The organism is Chryseobacterium sp. IHB B 17019 (genome assembly GCF_001456155.1).
Lineage (GTDB): Bacteria > Bacteroidota > Bacteroidia > Flavobacteriales > Weeksellaceae > Chryseobacterium.
The window spans coordinates 1,802,702-1,826,326 of record NZ_CP013293.1; the positions used below are offsets into that span (position 1 = coordinate 1,802,702).

The window sequence follows — 23,625 nt, forward strand, 5'->3', positions numbered from 1 at the left end:
AACGGATATTTTTGTATCTTTGGATTAAATATAAAATATGAAAAAGGAAATTAATCTTTTTGAATTTCCATTCAATCTGGGACTTACAAAAAAAGAGCATGAGATAGAGCCTGGAGTGAAGAAACTTCCCGAGTGGCTCAGAAAATTTGGCTTTCATGAAAAAATTGCTCCTAAAAATATTTTCAGGCTTGCATCTCCCAGATATACAATGAATTTTGACAAAGAAACTGGCGTAAAGAATCCGGATCAAATCATTGAATACGCCAAAAAACAATCTGAACTTATCCTTAAAAATTCAAATAACAATACTTTTAATATCATTCTCGGCGGCGATTGCAGCATACTTATTGGTACAGCTGTTGCTTTAAAACAAATGGGAAATTTTGGGCTTTTTTATCTTGATGGTCACACAGATTATATTCCGCCAAAGCTTTCTCCGAGTGGCGGTGTTGCCGGAATGGATCTTGCCATTGTCTCTGGCTTAGGACATGACAAACTAACGAATATTAATAACCAAAAACCTTATTTCTTAGAAGAAAATATTTTCTGTATTGGAAATGCGGAAACAGATGACGAAGAATATGTTGAACAAATTATTAATTCTAAAATTCACTATTTTGATTTATATCAATTAAGAAAAAATGGTTTCAGAAAAACTTCTGAAGACTTTTTAAGCTTAATTAACGAAAAAAATTTAGACGGCTTCTTCATTCACTTTGATGTTGACGTCTTGAATGATAATATCATGCCTTGTGTCGACAGCAGAATGGAAGACGGAATAGATTATGACAATCTGAAAGAAATTCTACAACCTTTAATTCACAACGAAAAAAGTTTTGGAATTGAAATCACTATCCTGGATCCGGATTATGATCCGAATGGTGAATATACTCAACCTTTTATTGAAAATCTAATTAAAATTATAAACAACAAAGATTAAATGAAGAAGACCCTAAAAAGAACGTTCAGAGTTTCAAAATATGTAATTTATAAGGAAACACTGGTAGATTACAAAGAGCATTTCTGGTCGTTTCTGGGAGCATTTTTCGGGATCGGGATTATTGCGTTTATCCAGTCACACACGCTTTCCGCAACAGAAAATATCTTTCTGATCGGTTCTTTTGGAGCATCAAGCGTTTTAATTTACGGAGCTATTCAAAGTCCGTTGGCTCAGCCTCGAAATCTGGTTGGAGGGCACGTAATTTCTGCACTTGTAGGAGTCACTGTTTACAAAATTGTTCCTGATATAATCTGGCTTTCTGCGCCTTTAGCCGTAGCTTTTTCCATTGTTTTGATGCAGTACACTAAAACATTACACCCACCCGGCGGCGCAACAGCATTGATCGCGGTGAGCTCTACAGGAAAAATCCCAGAGCTTGGGTTTTGGTATGTACTTTCACCGGTTTTAACGGGATGCATCATATTATTGATTGTGGCATTATTTTTTAATAATATTACTCCCAACAGAAGCTATCCTACTCACACCAGATTCAGAAAATTATTAAAGAAAAAGCACGAACATACACACAAAATGAAAAGTAAAAAATTATGAATTGTCTCGAATGTGGCGAAAAAATTATCGGCCGGTCAGATAAAAAGTTTTGCAATGATGCCTGCCGAAACGCCTATAACAATAAACAAAATAAGGATTCCAGCAATCTGATGCGAAATATTAATAATAAGCTTCGCAAGAATTACAGGATTCTTGTAGAAATAAATGTTGATGGAAAAACCAAAGTTTCCAAATCCAAACTGGACAGCTTAGGTTTTGATTTTGAATACTTTACTAATCTAAAAGTTTATAAAAACGGCTCTGAATACAAATTCGTTTACGACTATGGCTATAAACTTCTGGATGACGACTTTATTCTGATTGTAAAAAATCAAGCATAAATATATGTTAAGCTTAAAAATTATCAATATGAAAGAAGTTGTTCTCATAACAGGAGCCGGCGGTTTAGTTGCAAAAGAACTCGCAAAAAAGCTTGAAAAAGATTATACCATTCGTTTTTTAACAAGAAAAAAAAAGCATGAAAATGAATTTGAGTGGGATCTCAGCAATGGAACAATTGATGAAAATGCTTTTGAAAATATTTCCCACATTATTCATCTGGCGGGAGCTAATATTTCTGAAAAACGCTGGACCGATGAACGAAAAAAGGAACTGATCTCAAGTCGTGTAGATTCTGCAAATTTGATTTTAAAAACTTTACAAAAAAAGAACATTAAGTTAAAATCATTCATTACCGCATCAGGAATAAATTACTACGGAACCAAAACAACCGATAAAATTTTCACAGAAAAAGATGGTCCGGGAAACGATTTTTTAAGCGAGGTTGTTATTCTTTGGGAAAGAGCGGCTGATGATTTCAAAGAGCAAAATTTAGCAGAAAGAGTAGTAAAAATCCGGACAGCTGTAGTACTTTCCGAAAAAGACGGAGCTTTAAAAAAAATGCTTCCAACCATAAAATCTGGAATCGGGTCACCGTTGGGAAGTGGAAAACAATATATGCCTTGGATCCATATAAAAGATATTTGTTCGATTTATGAATTTGCTTTAAAAAATTCAGAGATTGATGGTGCTTATAATGCGGTTTCACCACAACATATAACCAACGAAGATTTAACGAAAAAAATGGCTGAAGTCTTGGGAAAACCTTTATTTATGCCCAATGTTCCAAGTTTTGTTTTGAAACTGATCTTTGGGGAATTGTCGGATGCTTTGCTGGAAGGTTCAAGAGCTTCTTCACAGAAAATTCAGGAGACAGGCTTTCATTTTGAATTTCCTGATCTTACAATTACTTTGAAGGATTTACTAAAGAAATAATTGATTAAAATTATATAAAAACAAAATTAATAATGCAGAATACGAAGATAGACATCTTAAAAACTGAAATTTTATCAGATAACTGGTACACCTTAAAAAAAGTCACTTTTAACATCTTAAAAAAAGACGGAACCTCAGAAACACAAAGCCGCGAAGCCTATGACAGAGGAAATGGAGCGGTAATTTTGCTGTATAATAAAATCTCAGGAACCGTAATTCTGACAAGACAATTCCGATTGCCGACTTTCATCAACGGAAATCCGGACGGAATGTTGATCGAAGCCTGCGCTGGCCTGCTGGACAACGATAACCCCGAAGAGTGCATCAAAAGGGAAACCGAAGAAGAAACCGGATACAAGATTTCGAAGGTGGAGAAAGTTTTTGAAGCGTATATGTCTCCGGGTTCGGTTACGGAAATTCTTCATTTTTTTGTTGCAGAATATTCCAATGAAATGAAAGTTACAAACGGAGGTGGACTCGCTGACGAAGGGGAAAATATTGAAGTTTTGGAACTTTCATTTGATGAAGCATTAGCTATGATTGACAACGATGAAATTAAAGATGCGAAAACCATTATGCTGCTTCAATTTATACGTTTAAAAAATATTTTATAAAATCCTGGAACTTTATTTACTATCAATATTGTTAAAAACCTCTGTTTTACCACAATTGGCAAGTGCTTTGCTGGAAAAAAGAGAATCTAATTAAATCAAATTATATGAAACTGCTACTTTCTTTCAGTCTTTCTTTACTACTGTCTATCAATATTTTAGCACAAAAAACTGAAAAACCGGGTCCAAAAGACAAAGCTGCCGTAGAGCATTTTAAAAATAATTATAAAAAGAAAAATTATAAAAGATTTTCCGGAACTATCTCTGTAAAAGATGACCAGGTTCAGTTTGAAGATAAGGTTGTTTTTTATGATAAATCGGATAAGATCACAAAATTAATCTTACAGGAAGGTTTGGTTTACCCTCAGCTTCTTACTGATTTTCAAGTTGATAAGTTTGACAATGAGGACAGTGACAGAACGCAGAAAAGGTTTGCCCGACTACAGAAAAACTGGAAGGATGCTTTTGATGTGAATAAAATTAAGTTCAATAACGCTTCTGAATTAACTTTTTTAAGTTCAGACCCAACAGTAAAAAGGTTTAAAATTTCCTGCAAAGACCCGAAATTTCCGAATATGATGGCTTATTATTTTGAGCTTACCAATAAAAAAGCCGATAAAAATACTAGTCTGGAAAGTTTTATTAAGGATTCAAAGCTTACGCATATTTATCAGAAGACGGAGTAAGCCAACATTTATTAAACATCTAATAATAAATATTTAAAAACCAAATACGATATAACTAAACACATCGTAAAAGTACCTGTAAAAGACAAAATATTTAAGTATAATTTATGTCTGGATTTTACAGTAAACATTTCAAAAAATTTCATTGAACAATAGGAAAATCCAAGATATATGGCTATCAAAATCATTAGCTCTTTTTGCATGCATTTATGTTTTTCCAAAACTAATTATTTCAGTTAAATAAATATCAATTGATAATCATAAAATTCATTAAATATTATTTCCAGATAATAAGCAGTATCATGGCTCCTCTTTCTTAATAATTTGATTTAATTTCTCACCCATATTAAGCATACAGAAAAGAATCTTAAGTCACCAAAACAAATTAATACTGAATAACTTACAATTTTTAAAATTAAAAAGCTTAATTTTGCACCCCGAAATAAGGATCATTATGAAAAGAGTTGTTGAGCACAGAAAGCTTCTTGGGGTTGATAAAACCGCTACTTTAAAAGATTTAAAAACAATTTACAGAAATACAATGAAGGATACTCATCCTGATAAATTTGTAAATGACGAAGCTGGCAAACTGGAGGCGGAAGAAAAAAGCAAGTCTGTGATTGAAGCCTACCATTTTTTGGTGAGCATCAACCCGGAAACACAGGAAAAATATAAAGAAGAATATACCGAGACGATTACAAAATCCAATATTCAGGATTTTTACCTTGAAAAAGCAGTTCTTACGGTTCAGCATTTGAACGGAAATATCTATGAATACATCGGTGTTCCAAGAAATACATACATCAAAATGGTTAATGCTGATTCCCCGAGCCGTTTTGCAAGAAGACATATCTATGGAAGTTTTATCTATAGAAAGTCTGGTGAGGTAATGGCGGATTAATTTTACAATTACAATATAATAAAGCTTTCAGGGTAATCTTTGGAAGCTTTTTTATTGCTTATACATTAAACACTTCGCTTGTCTTTCCAGAGAAATCCAGGTGTGAACCTTTTCAACTATTTATTACCATTGCTTAGATCTTAATCTTTGAGATTGTTCTTCGTTTCACTCATCGCAATGACGAAAAAAGCGCATCATTTCTGATACGCTTTTTCGGTTAATTAAAGGTTATTATATTTATGATTCTAAACCTAAATCATCATCCTTTTTCTTGTGATACTCTTCAAACTCCTGAGGATACAGCTTTTTCAGTCTTTCCTGTTCTTCAGCTTCATTTTCTGCATCGTGAGCATGTTTTTCTACATATTTTCTTCTTCTATTGATCTTACGTTTAGAAATAATGTAGAACATTACCGGCACGATGATCAATGTAAGGAAAGTAGCAAATGATAGCCCGAAAATAATGGTCCATGCTAATGGTCCCCAGAACATTACGTTGTCCCCTCCTACTGAGAAATGCGGATTCAGTGTTGTAAGGAAAGAAAACACGTCAAAGTTCAGACCCACTGCCAACGGAATCAAACCTAAGATAGCTGTTGTAGCCGTTAATAATACAGGTCTTAAACGCTCTTTTCCGGATTCGATGATAATTTCTTTTACTTCTTCAAGTTCAAGGTCATCGTGGGTTTCAACCCCTTTTTTATGAACCAGTTCATCGAGTTTAAGAACGAAGAAGTCCATCAATACAATACCGTTCTTCACCACAACACCCGCTAATGAGATAATCCCCATCATGGTCATTAGAATTACGAAGTCCATTCCGAAAATCGCCAATCCTAAGAATACTCCGGCAAAACTCAAGAAAATCGTAGTCATGATAATCAAAGTTTTTGAAAGCGAGTTGAACTGGAATACAATAATCGATGTTACCAACGCCATTGCCAGGAACAATGCAAACAATAGGAAATTCATGTTTTTGCCCTGCTCTTCCTGTTCACCACCGAAACTATAGGTAATTCCTTCCGGAGTTTTATAGTTTTTTAATGATGCCTGAATTTTCTGAACGATTTCATTCGCGTTATATCCTTTCAATACGTTTGAGTAAACCATGATCGTTCTGGTATTGTCTTTTCTCTTGATTTTGTTGAAAGTATTTTCTTCTTTCATGGTAGAGAAAGTAGACATCGGAACCAGAATCGGGCCGTTTTGCCCCTGCAACGTAATCGGCTGGTTAAATAGTAAACTCGTATTTCTTCTCTGATCCTGTTGTAATCTTACTGAAATATCGTAATCATCTTTTACATCTTTAAAGGTAGAAATATCCTGACCGAATAAAGCTCTACGAAGCGTAATCCCTGTATAAGCCGTCGAAACTCCCATATTTCCAGCTGCCTCTCTATCGATATCGATAATCAATTCCGGGCTTTCTTTATTAATATCGGACTGCAGTTTTTCGATACCCGAAATTCCCTGCTTGTTTACATAAGTGATCATATTGTTGGCTTCTGTCAACAACTGATCATAATCGTCTCCCTTAAGCTCGATAGAAACTGGATAACCAACCGGCGGACCATTTGCATCTTTTTCTACCGTAAATGTGAATCCCGGAATATTAGGAATAGCCTTTCTGATCTGCTCCATTACCTCACCCGTATCTACCCCCTGACGTTTTGCGAATTCTACAAAAGTGATCGTAGTTTTTGATTTAAATGGTGTATCAGCTTCAGAACCGGCATCAACCTGTGGATTGATAGCTCCTTTTCCCACTTGGGTTACCATAGATTCTACCAGGAAGTTTTTTCCGGTTTTTTTGTCTTTATATTCTTTTAAAACATTTAAAATTTTTGCTTCAACCTGTTTTGTAGCAGTATTTGTTTTTGCAATATCCGTTCCTTGAGGATATTCCATATAGACAATCACTTGCTTAGGAATGTTTTCCGGGAAGAAAAGTACTTTTGAACGCCCAATCCCCATCATTGCTCCATAAAGGATGAATGAGAAAATAAGAACTCCAATCACTCCCAAGAACCAGTATCTAGGCTTTTTGCCCTGTAATAAATTTCTTAAGAATTTCTGATACCTTTTAGCCAGATTCGGGAAAAAAGTATATTGGAAATGTTCAATTCTGTCATGGAAAAATCCTTTATACAACCATATTGCAGCAATTGCCAGTACAGAAAGTGTTACGATTGCCAGGAAGAACTCAACACCGGTTACCAATCTTAAAACTCCGAAAACTACTGTTAAAATTGCAAAAATAATGGTGTATTTTTTAGCTTGAGAAGGTGTAATGTTTTTATTATCTAATGTCATTCCGCCTCCTGTCATGGAAGCATTGATAACCAATGCTACAAAAAGTGATGCTAAAAGAGTAACACTAATTGTGATTGGGAAATACTTCATAAATTCTCCCATAATTCCCGGCCACATCAGCATTGGTAAAAATGCGCAAACAGTAGTCAAAGTAGAAGTAATTACAGGGAAAGCAATCTCACCGATACCGAATTTTGATGCTTCTCTCCTTTTATACCCTTTCTCCATATTGGCGTACACGTTGTCTACAACAACGATCCCGTCATCTACCAGCATCCCGAGTCCCATTACCATTGCGAAAAGCACCATGGTATTTAAGGTAACTCCAAACATGCTCAATACCGCAAAGGCAATCAACATCGAAAGCGGAATCGCCGTCCCAACGAATAATGCATTTTTAAGCCCCATTGAGAAACTCAATACGCACATTACCAAAAGGATACCGATGAGGATATGGTTGGCAAGCTCACTTACCTGATGTTCAACGTCTGTAGATTGGTCAGACGTTAAAGAAATATCAAGATCTTTTGGAAGATATGTTTCCTGAGCTTTTTTGACTTTTTCTTTTGCCTGCTCAATAGCTGCAATCATGTTGGTTCCTGATCTTTTCTTAAGGTTGATCATCACAACATCTTTTCCGGATTCTCTTGCGTAGGTAGTTTTTTCTTTTTCTTTAAACTCTACTTTCGCAATATCCATGATCTTCACACCCGGCTTTACAACGAAATTGTTAACATCGCTAGGATTTGAAATCTGTCCTTTAATTCTGACATTTTCACGGTTTCCTTCTGTGATCAGATTACCACCGGAAATGGTGATATTTTCATTTCTGATAGCATTAATAACCTGATCAAAACTTACTCCCGCAGCATTCATCTTAAAGATATCCAAAGCAACTTCCACTTCATTATCATCAACCCCTAAAACGGTTGCCTCCTTTACTTCAGGAATGTCCTCTAGATCGTCTTTGATATCATCTGCATATTGTCTCAGTATAAATTTCGGATAATTTCCTTTTACATTAATATTCAGAATCGGAATTTCCTCGGAAATATTAAGATCAAAAACACTTGGTTCTACTTTTGATCCCGAGTCTACTGTTGGCCAGTCCTGATCACCTTTTGCTTCATCTACTTTATCTTTAATTCTTTGTTTAGCTTCCGGCAAAGGCACTTTTTCATCAAATTCTACGGTAATCAGACAGTAGTCCTGAAATGAATTTGAAGTTACCTTATCAACTCCCGAAACGTTCTTAAATTTATCTTCAAGCTCTTTTGTGATAAGCTTTTCAACATCTTCTGCTGAGTTTCCCGGATAAACAGAAGAAATATATATCTTATTTTCTACCACTTCCGGAAAGCTTTCTCTTGGCATAGACATGTAAGCAAAGATCCCCAGAATTACAATGATAAAAGTAAGTACATATACTGTGGTTCTATTGTCTACCGCCCAACTTGAAAAGAAAGATTCTTTTTCGTGGTGTTTATTTTCGCCCATAATTATTTATTTATTTCAATGAGTTTATTTTTAAGAAATTTTAATTTTCTGTCCTTCTGTCAGGTTTTTAGAACCATCAGTAATTACGGTATCTCCAGATTTCAGACCTTGTGTAATTTCTACGCTGTTTTCAGACTTTTGCCCTGTTTCTACATACACTTTTTTGGCAATTGCATTTTCACCATTGATATTGGTTGCAATGAAAACATAGGTTTTATGGGCTGCGTCTTCATAAATATATTGAGCCGGAATCTGTAATGCAGAAGGATTCACATAATCCTGAATCTTTATTTGAGCCAATAAGTTTGGTTTTATATATCCACCTTCATTTGAAACAGGAATCTGAATAAGGAAAGTTCTTGTTGCAGGATCAATATAGTTTCCAACCAATCTTACACTTGATTTAATAGATTTGTTGAGTGCCGGAAAATTGATCTCTACGCTTGTACCCGGTTTTACGTTGGCCAGATATGTTTCAGGAACTTTGGCTTCTACGCGCATTACTCCAAGACTGATCAATTTTACGATATCCGTAGCCGGAGCAGCAGATACAGCCTGTCCGTTTTGTGTAATTACTTTATCAATCACCCCACTAAACGGAGCAACGATTGTTGTTTTCACCAAGTTTGCTCTTATCGCATCAGCAGCTTTTTGTGTAGCGGCAACCTGACTTTGAGCAGCAGCAATTTGTTTCTGAGCAGATTCGTAATTGGTTTTCGCCTGAAGATATTGGTATTCTGAACCAATTTTTTGTTTCCAAAGAGCACTTTGTTTTTCATAAGTAATTCTCGACAAATTAGCCTGAGATTTTACCTGCTGAAGCTGTGAATTGGCTGCAGAAACCTGGATTAAAGCTTGCTTATGCTGATCATTAAGACCTCCATCCGCAATTCTGCCTATTACCTGCCCCTTGTTTACTCTTTGCCCTTCTTTTACATAAAGCGTTAATGTTCCATTGAATTGAGACTGTACATTCACATCCTGATCTGTTGTAACATTTCCTTGTATCTCAACATTGTGTGCAAATGAACTCTGCTGTAGTTTCTGTACGGAAACATACCCTACAGTCTGGCTTACGCCTAATGCCGAAAGGTTTTTATCTACCTCAGACATGATATTGTTCAGACTGTCCATTTTTGCTTTCTGACGGTCTTTATATGCTTGCAGCCCTTTTACATCTTTGGTTTTGATAAGAGCTTCTAAAGTTTTATCTTGTGTAGCACCTTCCTTCTTGCAGGCTGCAAGGGTAAGTAATAATGCTAGTGGAAGAAATATTTTTTTCATGTGGAATATTATTTTTTGTTTGAATGATTAAAAGATTGGAAAATTATAATTCTCCTTTTGCTTTGTCAAGAGCTACTTTTGCCTGGATCAAATTAATTGCAGACTCATAAAGCTGTGATTGAGATGTATACAACTGCGTTTCACTATTCTGCAAATCGAAGCTGCTTCCAAGACCTTCCTTAAATTTTATCTGTTCTTTACGATAGATATTTGAAGATAGCTTTATCAGATCCTGTGCAGTTTTATAGCTTTCAAAAGCATTGTTGTAGTCTACAGATTTTTCGTAATAATCTTTTTTAAGACTTCTTTCTGTATCTACTTTATCCATTTGAGCTTTTTTCACTTCAAGCTTAGCCTGCTGTGTTTGCCAGTGTCTCTGCAACCCGCTGAAAATAGGAATATCCAGCTGCAATCCTACAATAGAAGTATTAAACCATTGCTGATCTCTGTCGAAAAAGGTAAAGGTGTTGCTGTTCCCGTTATAATTAGTGCTTGCAAAACCGGATAATGATGGTAAAGACTTAGATTTCTGATATTTCAACTGCAATTCTGAAACCTTCAATGCATTGTTTCTCAATCTCATATCAATATGGTTGCTGATATCGAAATTTTCATTCTGATCTACCAGCACCTGATTCTTTTGAACCATCTCTTCCAGTGTCGTAGAAAGCTCCAGATTTTGATCTAAAGGATACCCCATCAGATATTTAAGAGCCATAACAAGCTTGGTTCTTGTTCTCTTCAGGTTTTCCCTGTTTGTCTGCAGGTTTTTGTAGCTGTATTCCAGTTGCTCTACATTCTGCTCCTCTATTAATCCTACTTTATAAGTTTCTCTGGTGTCATTTAAAGTTTTTTCAGCAACTTTAATGTTTTCTTCCAGGGTATTGATGTTTTCATCAGTGACAATTACTGCTGCATAGGCCATCATGATCCCTTCTTTTACACTTATTTCGGTTTTTTCTTCAGCTAGTGCAGATGTTTCTCTGTAAGCTTTTGCAGATTGTAATCCAACCAGGTATGAACCATTAAAAAGTAACTGTTTTAGGGTAATTCCGGCACTTGCAGTTTGTTTCAGTCCGAACTGTACAGGAATATAGGTTCCGGGAGTTCCTCCTGCAATTTCTGCTGGCAAAAGCTGCACAGGAATTTTCAGATAGTAATTGTAAGTACCTTGAGCATCAATCTGAGGAAGCCCGATCCCCGTAGTTTCCTTCACTTTTTGGGAAGCAATTTCCTGATCTATTCTGGCCTTTTTTACATTGACGTTGTTTGCAACAGCATAGTCTAAACTCTGCTCCACTGTAAAGCTTTGCTGAGCCTGTAAAAAGCCGGAAATCATAAATGCAGCAGCCATCCCAATTTTCAGCTTTGCAGTTATACGTTGTCTTTCCATAATTTTATACTTCGTTTATTTTTTTAATGTATTTTTTTTCTTTAATGTATATATTTCTTCTTGACGATTTAAATCTTAAAATACTTTAACATTATTTAATTTTTAAATAATAAATTCAGAATAATGTCTTTTCTTTCAGAAATAATTTTGTCAAATTCTTCTTCACTGATCATAAGATTCTCCATTAATAAAGGTCTTACCGCACTTGGAAACACCAAAAGGGAAACCATATTCAACACGAATTGGATGGGTTTCATTTTTTCGATATTTCCCAGTTCCATTTCTGATTCTATGTCTTTGTAGAGCTTGTGTAATTCGTCTTCTTCAATATCTTTTTTGTGACAGTTTCCTTTGTTGATCTGTGAAACAATGTACGTTTCGAGGTACGGATACTGAAGGCTTGTTGACAAACTTCCCTCTATAAACTGACCTATTTTTTCCTTGAAAGGCAGATCTGAATTCATGATAATTTCAGATTTTTCGTGTTCTACTTTCTGTGCTTCATCAAAAATAATCTGAATAAGGTTATCTCTTGAACGGAAGTAGTAGTTGATCAGCGTTCTGTTGACACCAGCTGCATCGGCAATTTCCTGTGTAGTGGCATCAAACTTACCTTTCACAAAGAATAAATTCTTCGCTGTATCCTTGATTAATTCTTGTGTTTGGTCTTTTTTTGCTTGATTTGACATTTTTGTTAAACAAATTTGTGCAAATATAAATCAATCAAATGTTTTGACAAAATTGTTAAACAAAATAATTAATGGAAATTATTATGATATGCATCAGGTTTTTGAATATATCAGTTAGATTAATATTTCTTAATCCTTATTAAATGTGGTATTGTCATATATTTGCCGGAAAATTAGTAACCGATGCGAAAAATCTTGTTTCTTTTCACAGTTTTCTGCTGTGGATTTTTGTTTTCTCAGAATATTCTTTGGGATTTTCAAACAACAAGCCCAATTATTGAGTCTCAACATTATCTTACTTGTAGCGCTACCGATTCTCAAGGTAATATATATGTTGCCGGCAGATATGGAAGACTGGCGTTCCCTAGTGTAAACAGTATAGCATTTGGAAGTATTACTAAAACAACATCCAACACGGAATTATCAAGAGCTGTTATCGCAAAACTTGATCAGAATAAAAATGTTATTTGGGTAAAAGAGATCAGCTCTAGCTATGGATCATCCATTACTTCTTTGGTTGTCGACAAACTGGATAATGTAATTGTCACGGGCTACACAGATGGGCAGAATTTAAAATTAAACCCAAATTCTAATGCCATTTTTGATACCGGTATTTTATCATCCAGTTCTTTTCTGGTAAAACTTGATCCTACAGGTAATTTTGTATTTGGAAACATTTATAATTATGTAGGAAATATGACATGTACTGTAGATGAAAATAATAACATAATATCTACGGGAAATTATGCAAACTATCAACCGTTGTTTCTTACTGATTTTGATCCCAACCCAGCAGTAAATTATAATTTACCTGCTCCAGACGGAATATTTGTAATGAAAAACAGTCCCAACGGCTCTTTTGTCTGGGCTCGTCCGCTTCATGCTCATAATGCTCCAGCGATAAACTGTGTGAAGGTTGATAAAAGTAATAATATAATTGTATTAGGGAATTTTGAATCATATCTAAAAATCGATAATAATACATTTCCTGCGGGTAATACAAACTCTAATAGATACTTTTTGGCAAAATTTAATAATGATGGCAATTTTATATGGTATCAACATCTATCTACCTATAGTTTCTATTTAAATTCATCAAATTTTAAAATTGATACGGATAATGATAATAATATTTACACTGCTAGTACATATTATGACGCTCAGACGATCAATTTTCCGAATACAACTATTAATGCACCATTTGGAGGCAGAACTATAATTTATAAAATCAGCAGTAATGGTAACTTAGTTTGGAATTCGCTTATTAAAGGTGATAATTCCTTTGATTTTTTATCCATAAAACGGAATGCTGACAATACCATAAATTTTTTTGTAAGATATGATGAAAATCTTATTAAAGTCGTAAATGGGAACAATAGCACAGAAGAAACAATAAAAAAATTAGATCTCGGTTTAAACTACAGTTATTTAAGCCGTCATGCTGATACATTTTACCTAAAATTCCGGAATGATGGTAAACTAATTTTTAATAAAAGTGACTTTTCTTCTTATTCATATACCCAAAGTATTGATCATGAAGGAAATCTGATTATAGGAGGGTATTATGATGATTATCAAGATTTTGATCCAGACCAAGACATTAAAAATATAAAATATACCAACGGTGATATAAATGGCTTTATTCAAAAATTTGGAAAATGCTATAATGGAACTCCGGACGGAGACAAAACACAAACATTTTGTTCTTCGTCCAATCCAACGATACAGGACTTATATCCAAATACATCTTATACTACATGGTATGATTCGCCTTTTTCACTTTCTCCTCTGGCAGCCAATACACCTTTGCAACATAATGTTACTTATTATGCATCAGTACAGGATGAATCTTGCCCTTACAACCCGAAAAGGCTCCCTGTAACTGTAATTATAAAAAATTCTCCACCAGCATTAATTGTCAGTGATTTTTATTTTTGTGCTAATGTAAATTTAATGACATTAAATCAGTTAAATATTAATAACAATCAGAATATTCATTTTTATGACGCTGCAGGAAGTTTAATCAGTAATTATGCAAATATTATTGCTGGAAATCAATATTTCGTTACTCAATATGGATCGGGGTGTGAAAGCGTAAAAGTTCCTTTTAAAGTATTTTCAATTCAAGGTATCACCCCGGTAGCAAACGCTCAACAAATTTTCTGCAAAACCACTAATCCAACTATTGCCAACATCCAAATTACAGGACAAAATATAAAATGGTATGATGTCGCAGGAAATATTTTAACTCCGGCAACCGCCCTCGTAAACGGACAAACCTATTACGCTTCCCAAACGATCAACGGCTGCGAAAGTGATAAAATTGCCATTCAGGTTACAGTAAACGAAACCCCGAAGCCAACAGGAAATTCTGCTCAGGATTTTTGTGCTTCTTCAAGCCCGACTTTGGCAAATTTGGTGGTAATAGGAACCGCCCTGAAATTCTATGATGCCGCAGGAAATGCCCTGCCTTTAACAACTCCTCTTGTTCATGGAGTTACTTATTTTGTTACACAAACCTTGAATAATTGTGAGTCGGAAAAACTGGCGATTTCCGTTACGCTTTCAACAAACAATGTCCCTGCAAATGACTATTCTGCAGCGTTATGCAACAACACTACAGGAAGTTCAATGATTGTTAATTTAACTTCTTACGAACCAAATATTATTACCAATCCAAGTGCTTATACATTCACTTACACTGATGATGTAGGAGCTATAATTCCCAATCCTTCAAATTATAATTTAAATCTAGGACCAATTGTTATACATGTGAAAGTTCTTACACCGGACGGATGCTTTAAAGTGGTTAGATTAAGCTTGACATTAAATCCAAAACCAGAATTCAATCTTCCGGAAAAAATTGATTTCTGTAACGGACAAAATGTTACGCTGGATGCAGGAAACGGCTATTCATCATACTTGTGGAGTACAGGAGCTACAACACAGTCGATTATTGTCTCAACTCCCGGAAACTATTCCGTGACTGTCACAAACAGTTTTGGCTGTCAAAGTACGGACAATATCCAGGTAAGCTATACGGTTTTACCAGAAATTGTTGCTGTCAATATTAATAACAATTCTGCAACGGTAATTCTTTCTGCCTCGGGTAATTTTGAATATTCATTGGATAATTTCACATGGCAGGATTCTAATATTTTTACTAATTTAAATATTGGAGAATATATTGTTTACGTAAGGACAAAAGGAGGCTGTATCATTGGCCAGAAGCCTTTTTCAATATTTAATATTCCGAATGCAATCACTCCAAACGGAGACGGCTACAATGACAAATGGAAAATTGCAGGCCTGGAAAACTACCCCGGAACAGAAGTGAATGTCTACGACCGAAGAGGCCTGCAGGTTTACAAGGCTGTCATCACCAAAAAACCGATGGAATGGGACGGGAAACAAAATGGAAGCCCTGTTCAGACAGGAAACTACTGGTACACGATTAAAGTATCCGACGGCAGAGTGTATACCGGTTGGCTACTGATTAAGAATAGAGAATAACAAAAACGAGCAGAAAATTCTGCTCGTTTTTTATTTATAATAATTTTATTTTATCATCTAAAATATCGATGACCTTATCCTTGTAAAGTCCGCCGATCGCTTTTTTGAAATTCTTTTTACTCATCTGAACCTCATCTTTGATCTCTTCCGGAGTTGATTTGTCTGAAAGGTGAAGCAAGCCGTAGTTTTCTTCCAATTTATCAAGAATCTTCTTTTTGAATTCATCAATATTCTCGAAACCTTGCGGCTGTAGTGAAACGTCTATTTTTCCATCTTCACGGATTTCTTTGATATAGCCGGTTTCTTCCGATAAAGGATAAAGTTTTTTGAAAACATCAGATGCGTAAATTAATCCGATGTATTTTTTATTGATAACCACATTCCAGCCCAATTCGCTTTCATTCATCATGATCAGATCAACCTTGTCCCCTTTCTGGAACGGCAAGTTTTCATACTGCGGATTTCTTTTGAATTTCGTAGTTCCGGTGATTAATTCCAACTCATCATCTATATAAATGTGAACCAAATATCTTTTACCTTCAATAATTTTAGTCTTCTGCTGCTTGTAAGGAATAAATAAATCTTTGATAATCCCCCAATCCATAAAAGCCCCGCTTGGAAGGCTCTGCACACAGCTCATCACCGCAAATTCGCCCACTTCCGCCAAAGGAATTTCTGTGGTAGCTTTTAATTTATTATCATCCTGATACACAAAAGCTTCCATCTCATCATCAATTTCCATATCGTCCTGAATAAAAATTTTAGGCAAAAAAGCTTTTTCACCTGATTCATCTGTTAAAATCCATCCTGAACTGTTTTTTTCTGAAATTTTTAAAGTCTGAGTTTTTCCTATTTGCATTGAATGATAAAATTAGCTGACAAAGGTACGAAAATTAAGGTTAAGGTTGAGATTAAGGCAGAGGTTCAGGTTTAGATTCTTGATCAAAAAGACCTCTTTATATTATTTCGGTAATTGCGGAGCCCGCATTTTATATTTATAGCTGTGTAAAGTATTCAGGAAGTTTTCCAGATCTGTAAGCTCTTCATCCGTGAGGCTAAGCTTTTCCAGCATTTTTGATTTGTGTGGCGCGAGCGGGCTGTCCCTGTTTCGTTTTTCATTTGGCATTCCGGCGTTGTACATGTTCAAAACACCTCTGATATTGGGAAATAATCCGTTGTGCATATAAGGTGCAGTTTGTGAAACTTCCCTTAAAGTCGGTGTTTTAAATTTTCCTACATCTTCGTTCTTTTTCGAAATATTATACAATCCAAGATCTTCATATTCTCTTCCGAAATAAGTTAGTCCTAAATTATGAAATTTCTGATCCGAAAAATAAGGGGTATTATGACAATTGATACAATTTGCTTTTGTTCTGAATAAATGAAGTCCGTTTATTTCAGAATCTGTTAAAGCATCTTTTTCTCCGCCTACAAACTTATCAAACTTAGATTTCGGGCTTACAATCGTTCTCTCGAAAGTTGCAATAGCTTTTACTATTTTCTCTTCCGTTATTTTATCGTCTCCGAACGCTTTCGAAAAATGTTCTTTATATCCTTTGATTTTAGAAATAGTTTTCACCGCCAATCTTGAATGGAAATTCATTTCCAGAGGATTTTCTATCGGAACTTTTACCTGATCTTCAAGATTGGCAGCTCTTCCGTCCCAGAAATATTCTTTGGCATAAGCAATATTGAGAATGGTTGGAGCATTTCGTGTTCCCAATTGCCTGTCGTGGCCGTAAGCAACACGTCTTCCATCTGCCCAGGAAAGTTCCGGATCGTGACAATTGGCGCAGGAAATCTGTCCGGATTTTGAAAGTCTCGGATCAAAAAACAGCATTTTTCCCAATTCTTCCTTTTCTTTTGAATATGGATTAACTGTAGGAAATTCCGGCTTTGATAAGGATCCGATATCTTTAAAACCTTCTTTAGCTTCATCAAAAAGATGGGGTTTCGGCCAAAGGCTCTGATCTCCGCTTCCGTAAAGATCCCTCAATTCCTGGATCGTGTATCCTTTCTGAATTGTATTAAAATCAGAAAAAGAATAAATTAAACATAAAACTGCCGCAAGCAATAAAAAATACTTCATAATTTTCTAATAAAACAATGATATTCCCGCATTGAAATACAGATTTGGGTTTCCGTTGTAGTCTGTATTTTGTTCAAAATCTTTAGTCAATGGGAAGAGCGTTGCAAAATTAGTAAATATTTTCAGGTCTGTCTTAGAAGTTATCTTCTGATAAAACTGTAATCCGAATTGCGGGCCTAATTTTGAAGTCGCATCAAACTCATGATCGTTTTTAATGACATTATCAAACAACAAAGTATTTGAAGAAGCAGGGGTATAAGTTAAGCTTTCACTTAAAGGAAAATAAGACATCGCCCCGATTTCAAGGTTAATTTTCTGAGTATCGCGGTAGAAAATATCTTTGTTAAATTTTAAATTTAAGTTTAAGCTTTTCACATATTTATAAGTCATTCCTAATAAATCAATCGCGGAAAAATCATTGTAAACTCCTTCAAGACTCGCCCCGAATTTTATCTTTTGGCCATCTCTCAGTAAAAAATGATTTGCTGAAGACAATCTATCCAACGTCATTCTGTAGTTTTGCCCAAATTCTGCATTGTTGTAATTGTCGCCTGTAATACTCTGGAAATTTACATTAGACATAAAATCCATTGCATTGCCTTTGTACCAATAGTTGGCGTCGGTTTTATAGTTGACGAGGCGATATTTCATTTTTTCTAAACTCTCCTCAAAATAGGTATTGTTACTTGCATCTTTTTCAAAGAGATCTTGCATTTTTTTGCTGTAACTAAAATTAATATTGAAGAAATTTTTCTGGTTTTCAAAGGAATAGCCTGCTCCAAAATTCCTGTCTACGGTTCTGTAGCTATAATCTGCATAAGAAGGGAAGAATATTAATCTTCCGTAGCCATTGGAGAATCTCACATAATATTCAGGATTTGCAGGGGCATTTACGGCCTCATTCACTGCGATAAGGTCATACGTCTCGGATTTTCTTCCCAATCCTCCGAAAACAGATAGCTGATGGTCTTTGTAACGGTATCCTCCAAAGATTTTTCCGGAATAATCAGCTGTAGAAATGTCTGGTCTCGGATCAGATTTTCTGTATGAGCTTTGGTTTCTGTAATCTAGTGTTGCGCCCAGCTCCAGCCCTTTCCAGATTTTATAAGACAAACCTCCTTTAATATGGTAATTCTGGGTTTCCCAATTAGCTTTTTTAGGAACAAATAAATAATTCGGGTTTAAGACAAACTGATCTTCTGTCCGCTCATTAGTCAGATTATATCCTAATCCTTTCTCGGTAATGAATTGATAATCAAAACTTCCCAATAGCCTTAATTTATCGGAAATATTGAAAATTCCCTGTGTATTAAAACCAAATTCATTTGTCTCTTCCGCTGTTTGAACCCTTTTCATATTTAAGCTCTTAACCTTTGCGCTAAGATTTGTTTCCGTAAAATCTGAAAATTTTTGGTTGGAAAACTGAATAGGATTATCCCAAATCCTGCCTAATTGCTGATAATAAACCTGGTTCACAGGAATAAAAATACTGTCATTAAGCTGCGCAGAAGCACAACCGAATGACAGAAAAGAAATTAAATAAAAACTTTTAAATTTCATTGTTTATTATTGTTGGAAACCTCTCGGATTGGCTGCCTGTTTTACAAAATCGTTCGCTGAGTTATTAGAATCTTCTAAAATTTTTCTTTTTGTTCCGTTTGACATCGTTACCTCAGTTTTGGTTTTTCTGATCACCGCCTGAGAATTGAATGAAGCATCACAGGAAATAGAAGAAGCGTCGACAGCGGCACTCAACATTTTTGGCCTTTGAGAATTTGGGTTGAAATGCTGAAGGTCTACCCCATCAATAATTGCTGAATTCGGGATTTGCTTGAAGAATCTTGTGCTTGATGAAATGCTTGTCACAGAAGGATCAGAATAGTTTGGAAGCGTATCAAAATCATTAATTCTGAAAATAACAAAACTGTCTCTTCCCGGGTTATCAATTAAAAAATCATTGTTCGGACTCCAATATCCCTGTCTTCCCCAATAAGCAATCTGCATATCTTTTACAGCCGGATTTTGAATATCATATTTGTAAACGGGCTCACCGATCGACAAGTTGAAATCTCCCAAATACACTTCAAAATCAGCGGTGCTCAGATCTACCGTTAATGAAGGATTTTGAACCGTAATCGGTGTTCCGGTGTTGTCTACCAAAGGCGCTTTGTGATTGACACCATTAGCTGCGATGACGATACTTTGTCCCGGAAAAATAGGATATTGTGTCCCGTTTCCTGGTATTTTCAGCACATAATCTGCGTAAACATAATCCGTATTTGCTGTGCTGCCCATAGTCATTCCGATAGACTTGCTCCAATCGAACTGCCCGTTTGGCTGAGAATAATTGTTGTTTGTAGTATTGGTGTTCACCTTACCGTAAAGCTGGCCAATGTATAATCCGTCTGCATAAATTACCTCATTAGAATTATTGTAAATTTCAATAAACTGATCTCTGAAGCTTGCCCCCTGAGTCGCGTGCGAACCTGCATAATAAATTTGTTTAATCAATAAATCCCCGATTCTAGCTCCTTTTAATTCGATAAAAGTGGACTGCACATTTACATTAATGGTTGCATTTTCCTGAACACCATTGAAGCTGATTTCGGAAACGGCAGGTGCATACCCAAATGTTGTATTAAACTCATCTGAAAGCATTTTCTTGAAAACCGTTACCTTGTAAATCCCGGGAATTACATTGGTAAAATTGGCAAAACCGTTGGCATCGGTGGATTGTGTGTAGGTATCACTGGAGTTGTTATTAGTTAAAACTACCGTTGCATTTTTAGCATGCAAAGAGCTGTAAGTAGCATCGTATTTCACTTCTACCCTAAAATTAGTAGGCTGTAGTGAATTATTATTGCTTCCAAAATCATCATCCCTACAGGATATAAGCAACAACATAATCGTTAAAAAACTTAATAACTGTTTCATAGTGTTTATTTATAAGGTAATTTTTAAAATTGATATTCTATTTTAGCCCCGAAAGAAAGACTGAGTAAGTCTGATTTAAGGGTGGTGACATACTTCCCGTTTTCGTACGTAGTCTGGGTTTGTTTTAAGTCTAAAAAATTATTGGCATAAAAAGAAAACTTAAATCCGTTCTGGAAATCTTTTGAAACTTTAAGATTAAAATTATGAAAGACTTTTCCCAGCCTTTCATTAGTATCGTCTACATCATTATCCTTTATACTTGCAAACTGGCTTGGATCATTGATCTGATCCTGTGTCAGCATTACTTTTTCCAAATCCCTGTTGATGTAAGCATACAGAATTTTGGGGTTGTATTTTATTTTGTCATCGATGATTAAATGCTGTGATCTCAAGGTAATGACCAATCCTGCTTTCGGCAAGTGATAATTTAATGCAGCTCCGATGTTCATCTGCCTGTATTTTGGTTCATAAGACTTGTAAATCCCAAAGACCGCTCCATCATCATAATTTTTTGCCGGCAGGTAACGATCTGTATTAGAGTTGTTTCTCGTATCGATATAAGTTGCATTGATGTCCAGACTAATATTTTTTAATGGAAGCTTTGTAAGGCTCGCCATTAACTCCAACCCTTTATCCTGAGATTGCAGGCTGTTTACGATTTTATTTTGGAGGTAAAACAAATTACTGTACCCAATAATGTCAAAAGTTGGCGTATTTGTACCGTTATAGTTGATCTGAAGTTCTGCAAGATCTCTTTTTGAGGCAAAATATTCGTTGGTAAATCCGTCGTACAATTTATTATAATAGGCTGTTAACCCAATATTTCCCAAAGAAAATTTGTAATCAATCCCAACCTCAGAACGGATGCTTTTAGATGGTTTAAGGTTTTTATTATCTGCATAATCGATGAAAGTCTGCACCACTCCTACATTATAATATCCCGGAAGTCGAACATCAGCCAAAATTTCGTCATAATATCTTGGCCCGGTGTAGATCATATTCATAGACGGGGCCTTTGAAGCAATCCCGAAACCTCCTCTGAATTTGAAGTTTTTATAAATTAAATAAGAATTAATCCTGGGCTGTAAAACCGATGTTCCAAACTGATTGTCAAATCTTATCCCTGCATTAAGGTTGAAAATATAATTCCCGAATCTCTTAAACAAATTATCCTCCGCATATAATGAATACTGATATTCTGCCTTTACATTCTGCCCGAAATTATAGGGTCTGAAGGCCTGTCCGCCTCCTGCCAGAGCTGCAATCAGAGTTTCAGGGCTTCCAATTCTTCCAGCACCTTTGTTATCGCTGCTTCTCAATGAAGTTCCCACTAAGAAATTGTGAATCCAGTTAGATTTTGTTTTAAAGTTTTTCTTTAAATCTGCTGAAAAAAACATGGAAATGGGTTTTCCCTCCACTTCCTGAACCTGTCTGTAATTAATTGGCGTATAAGCTCCTACATAAACACCTTCAGTTGTACTCGTTCCTACAACATCACCTCCACTACTTACTAATTTTGATTCAAAACTGTTTTGGTAAGCCTGAGAATAGTTGGCATTAATATTTAAATTGTCGAAGAAAGAATCTTTAAATCTCCAGTTGAAACGATTGGAAATTTTGAAGTCTCTTTTCTTGTTTCTGATAAGAGTCTCAAAAATATCTTCCTCTTCAAAATTAGCATTATCAAAATTATATCCATAATCCACGGAAAGTGAATTGCTGATATTTTTATTTTTATTGTAAACCGTCCACATTAAGCTTGTGGAAACTCTTTGATATCGGTTGAATTTTGTTCTGGGATCAGAATTTGAACTTAAATAATTCAAATTAACATTAATAAAACCTAATTTATCATTGATCTGGAAACCCTTATTAATATTATATTCCTGAGTTCCTTCTCTCAAAGCAAGATAGGTCCTGAAAGGCGTTTTACCACTTTTTTGCTGGATATTTACCAAACCCGAAGTCAAATCTCCGTATTTTGCGGATGGTATCCCTTGCACAACTTCCACACTTTCAATATTTTCAACAGGAATTTCCCTTAAATCTACCCCGAAATTGGCATTGGAAAAATAGCCGTTATAACCATTCCCTTTTCCAAAACCTAAAACATTAGGACTAAATAATGATCCTTCATTGGATAAAGAATTGGTAATTGCTGCATAATTCCCTGCATATCCTTGCATATTTTCATTATTTGAAATGGGAATTCCATCTACAACGATTGCGGTACCGAAAGATTTATTTCCAAATCCGTCCGCACCTGTGGCGTTTAAACTTCCAACATTTACAGATCTGAAAACAATCGGTTTAAATTCATTAAGATTAAGATTTTTTAACTGCTGCCCGGGAATCTGCTCCAACACTTCATTCAATGAAAATGCCTGAATATTTTTCAAAGCCTCTTCTTTAATTTCTATCTCGGAGTAATTTTTCTTTTTTGCTGCAAGCATCACTTCCTTGATGCGGATGGAAGCAATCTGCATTTCAACAGTAATTTGACTGGCAGGGATTGTTATATAAGATTTTTTCTCTTCAACGAGCCCGGATCTTGAGAAAACCAATGTCTCATTAGCATTATAATTGATCTGAAAAGCCCCGGAATTATCCGTCACCGTCCAGATTCCTGTATTTTCAATACCCACTTTTACTCCCGAAATCGGCTTCTTGTTATCAGCTTCTACTACGATCCCCGTCAACGTCTGCCCACTGACAGAAAGTATAACAAACTGAAAAGCAAGAAGTAAAACTCTTTTCTTCAATGTTAGTAATTTTCCGCAAAATTATTTATAATTTTTCTAAATAAAAACTAAAGTGGTATTTTTAGGAATGATAAATTTCATAATTTGAATATTGTGTATGAAATTTGAATTTGTTGGTTAATGATT

The 23,625-nt window shown here is 35.3% G+C and carries 17 protein-coding genes; 8 read left to right on the plus strand and 9 right to left on the minus strand.

The features are described 5' to 3' along the window. The first annotated feature begins 37 nt into the window (after positions 1-37). From ATE47_RS08345 to ATE47_RS08375, 7 genes are all read left to right on the plus strand, one after another. Entirely contained in the window at positions 38-940 is a 903-nt protein-coding gene (locus ATE47_RS08345; RefSeq protein ID WP_062161534.1) for an arginase family protein, read from the plus strand. Then, positions 941-1,552 carry an HPP family protein gene (locus ATE47_RS08350; protein ID WP_062161535.1) on the plus strand — a complete coding sequence of 204 codons (612 nt, stop codon included), beginning with the start codon at positions 941-943 and terminating at the stop codon, positions 1,550-1,552. Beyond that, a complete protein-coding gene (locus tag ATE47_RS08355) occupies positions 1,549-1,893 on the plus strand; it encodes a hypothetical protein (RefSeq protein WP_062161536.1) in 345 nt (114 codons plus the stop codon). The genes ATE47_RS08350 and ATE47_RS08355 overlap by 4 nt, the downstream gene beginning before the upstream one ends. Positions 1,894-1,921: 28 nt before the next feature. After that, positions 1,922-2,827 carry a TIGR01777 family oxidoreductase gene (locus tag ATE47_RS08360; RefSeq protein WP_062163494.1) on the plus strand — a complete coding sequence of 302 codons (906 nt, stop codon included), beginning with the start codon at positions 1,922-1,924 and terminating at the stop codon, positions 2,825-2,827. A 32-nt stretch (positions 2,828-2,859) separates the two neighbouring features. Further along, a complete protein-coding gene (gene nudK, locus ATE47_RS08365; protein WP_062161537.1) occupies positions 2,860-3,441 on the plus strand; it encodes a GDP-mannose pyrophosphatase NudK in 582 nt (193 codons plus the stop codon). A 104-nt stretch (positions 3,442-3,545) separates the two neighbouring features. Then, on the plus strand, positions 3,546-4,124 hold the full coding sequence (locus tag ATE47_RS08370) for a hypothetical protein (protein WP_062161538.1): 579 nt from the start codon (positions 3,546-3,548) through the stop codon (positions 4,122-4,124). Between the two features lie 454 nt (positions 4,125-4,578). Further along, positions 4,579-5,025 (plus strand): KTSC domain-containing protein, encoded by a 447-nt coding sequence (locus ATE47_RS08375; protein ID WP_062161539.1) that lies wholly within the window; start codon positions 4,579-4,581, stop codon positions 5,023-5,025. 237 nt (positions 5,026-5,262) lie between these two features. Here the strand turns inward: ATE47_RS08375 and ATE47_RS08380 are convergent, their stop codons facing one another. The 4 genes from ATE47_RS08380 to ATE47_RS08395 all read right to left on the minus strand — a co-directional run bounded on the left by ATE47_RS08380 (position 5,263) and on the right by ATE47_RS08395 (position 12,201). After that, positions 5,263-8,835 (minus strand): efflux RND transporter permease subunit, encoded by a 3,573-nt coding sequence (locus ATE47_RS08380; protein ID WP_082632544.1) that lies wholly within the window; start codon positions 8,833-8,835, stop codon positions 5,263-5,265. Positions 8,836-8,865: 30 nt separating this feature from the next. Further along, positions 8,866-10,119 carry an efflux RND transporter periplasmic adaptor subunit gene (locus ATE47_RS08385; RefSeq protein WP_062161540.1) on the minus strand — a complete coding sequence of 418 codons (1,254 nt, stop codon included), beginning with the start codon at positions 10,117-10,119 and terminating at the stop codon, positions 8,866-8,868. 43 nt (positions 10,120-10,162) lie between these two features. Further along, positions 10,163-11,512 (minus strand): TolC family protein, encoded by a 1,350-nt coding sequence (locus tag ATE47_RS08390; RefSeq protein WP_062161541.1) that lies wholly within the window; start codon positions 11,510-11,512, stop codon positions 10,163-10,165. Positions 11,513-11,607: 95 nt separating this feature from the next. Then, positions 11,608-12,201 carry a TetR/AcrR family transcriptional regulator gene (locus tag ATE47_RS08395; protein ID WP_062161542.1) on the minus strand — a complete coding sequence of 198 codons (594 nt, stop codon included), beginning with the start codon at positions 12,199-12,201 and terminating at the stop codon, positions 11,608-11,610. 183 nt (positions 12,202-12,384) lie between these two features. On the opposite strand from ATE47_RS08395, the gene ATE47_RS08400 reads away from it, so the two are divergent. Next, complete coding sequence (locus tag ATE47_RS08400; RefSeq protein ID WP_062161543.1) at positions 12,385-15,714, plus strand: T9SS type B sorting domain-containing protein; 3,330 nt, start codon at positions 12,385-12,387, stop codon at positions 15,712-15,714. Positions 15,715-15,748: 34 nt separating this feature from the next. On the opposite strand, the gene ATE47_RS08405 is transcribed toward ATE47_RS08400, so the two are convergent. The 5 genes from ATE47_RS08405 to ATE47_RS08425 all read right to left on the minus strand — a co-directional run bounded on the left by ATE47_RS08405 (position 15,749) and on the right by ATE47_RS08425 (position 23,499). Next, the gene (locus tag ATE47_RS08405) at positions 15,749-16,573 is read right to left on the minus strand and encodes a CvfB family protein (RefSeq protein ID WP_062161544.1); all 825 of its coding nucleotides are present in this window, start codon (positions 16,571-16,573) and stop codon (positions 15,749-15,751) included. A gap of 102 nt (positions 16,574-16,675) precedes the next feature. Further along, a complete protein-coding gene (locus ATE47_RS08410; protein ID WP_062161545.1) occupies positions 16,676-17,803 on the minus strand; it encodes a cytochrome-c peroxidase in 1,128 nt (375 codons plus the stop codon). A 6-nt stretch (positions 17,804-17,809) separates the two neighbouring features. Further along, positions 17,810-19,363 carry a DUF6850 family outer membrane beta-barrel protein gene (locus tag ATE47_RS08415; protein WP_062161546.1) on the minus strand — a complete coding sequence of 518 codons (1,554 nt, stop codon included), beginning with the start codon at positions 19,361-19,363 and terminating at the stop codon, positions 17,810-17,812. 6 nt (positions 19,364-19,369) lie between these two features. Then, entirely contained in the window at positions 19,370-20,737 is a 1,368-nt protein-coding gene (locus tag ATE47_RS08420; RefSeq protein WP_062161547.1) for a DUF4876 domain-containing protein, read from the minus strand. Between the two features lie 23 nt (positions 20,738-20,760). Continuing rightward, the gene (locus tag ATE47_RS08425; RefSeq protein WP_062161548.1) at positions 20,761-23,499 is read right to left on the minus strand and encodes a TonB-dependent receptor; all 2,739 of its coding nucleotides are present in this window, start codon (positions 23,497-23,499) and stop codon (positions 20,761-20,763) included. Positions 23,500-23,625 lie beyond the last annotated feature (126 nt).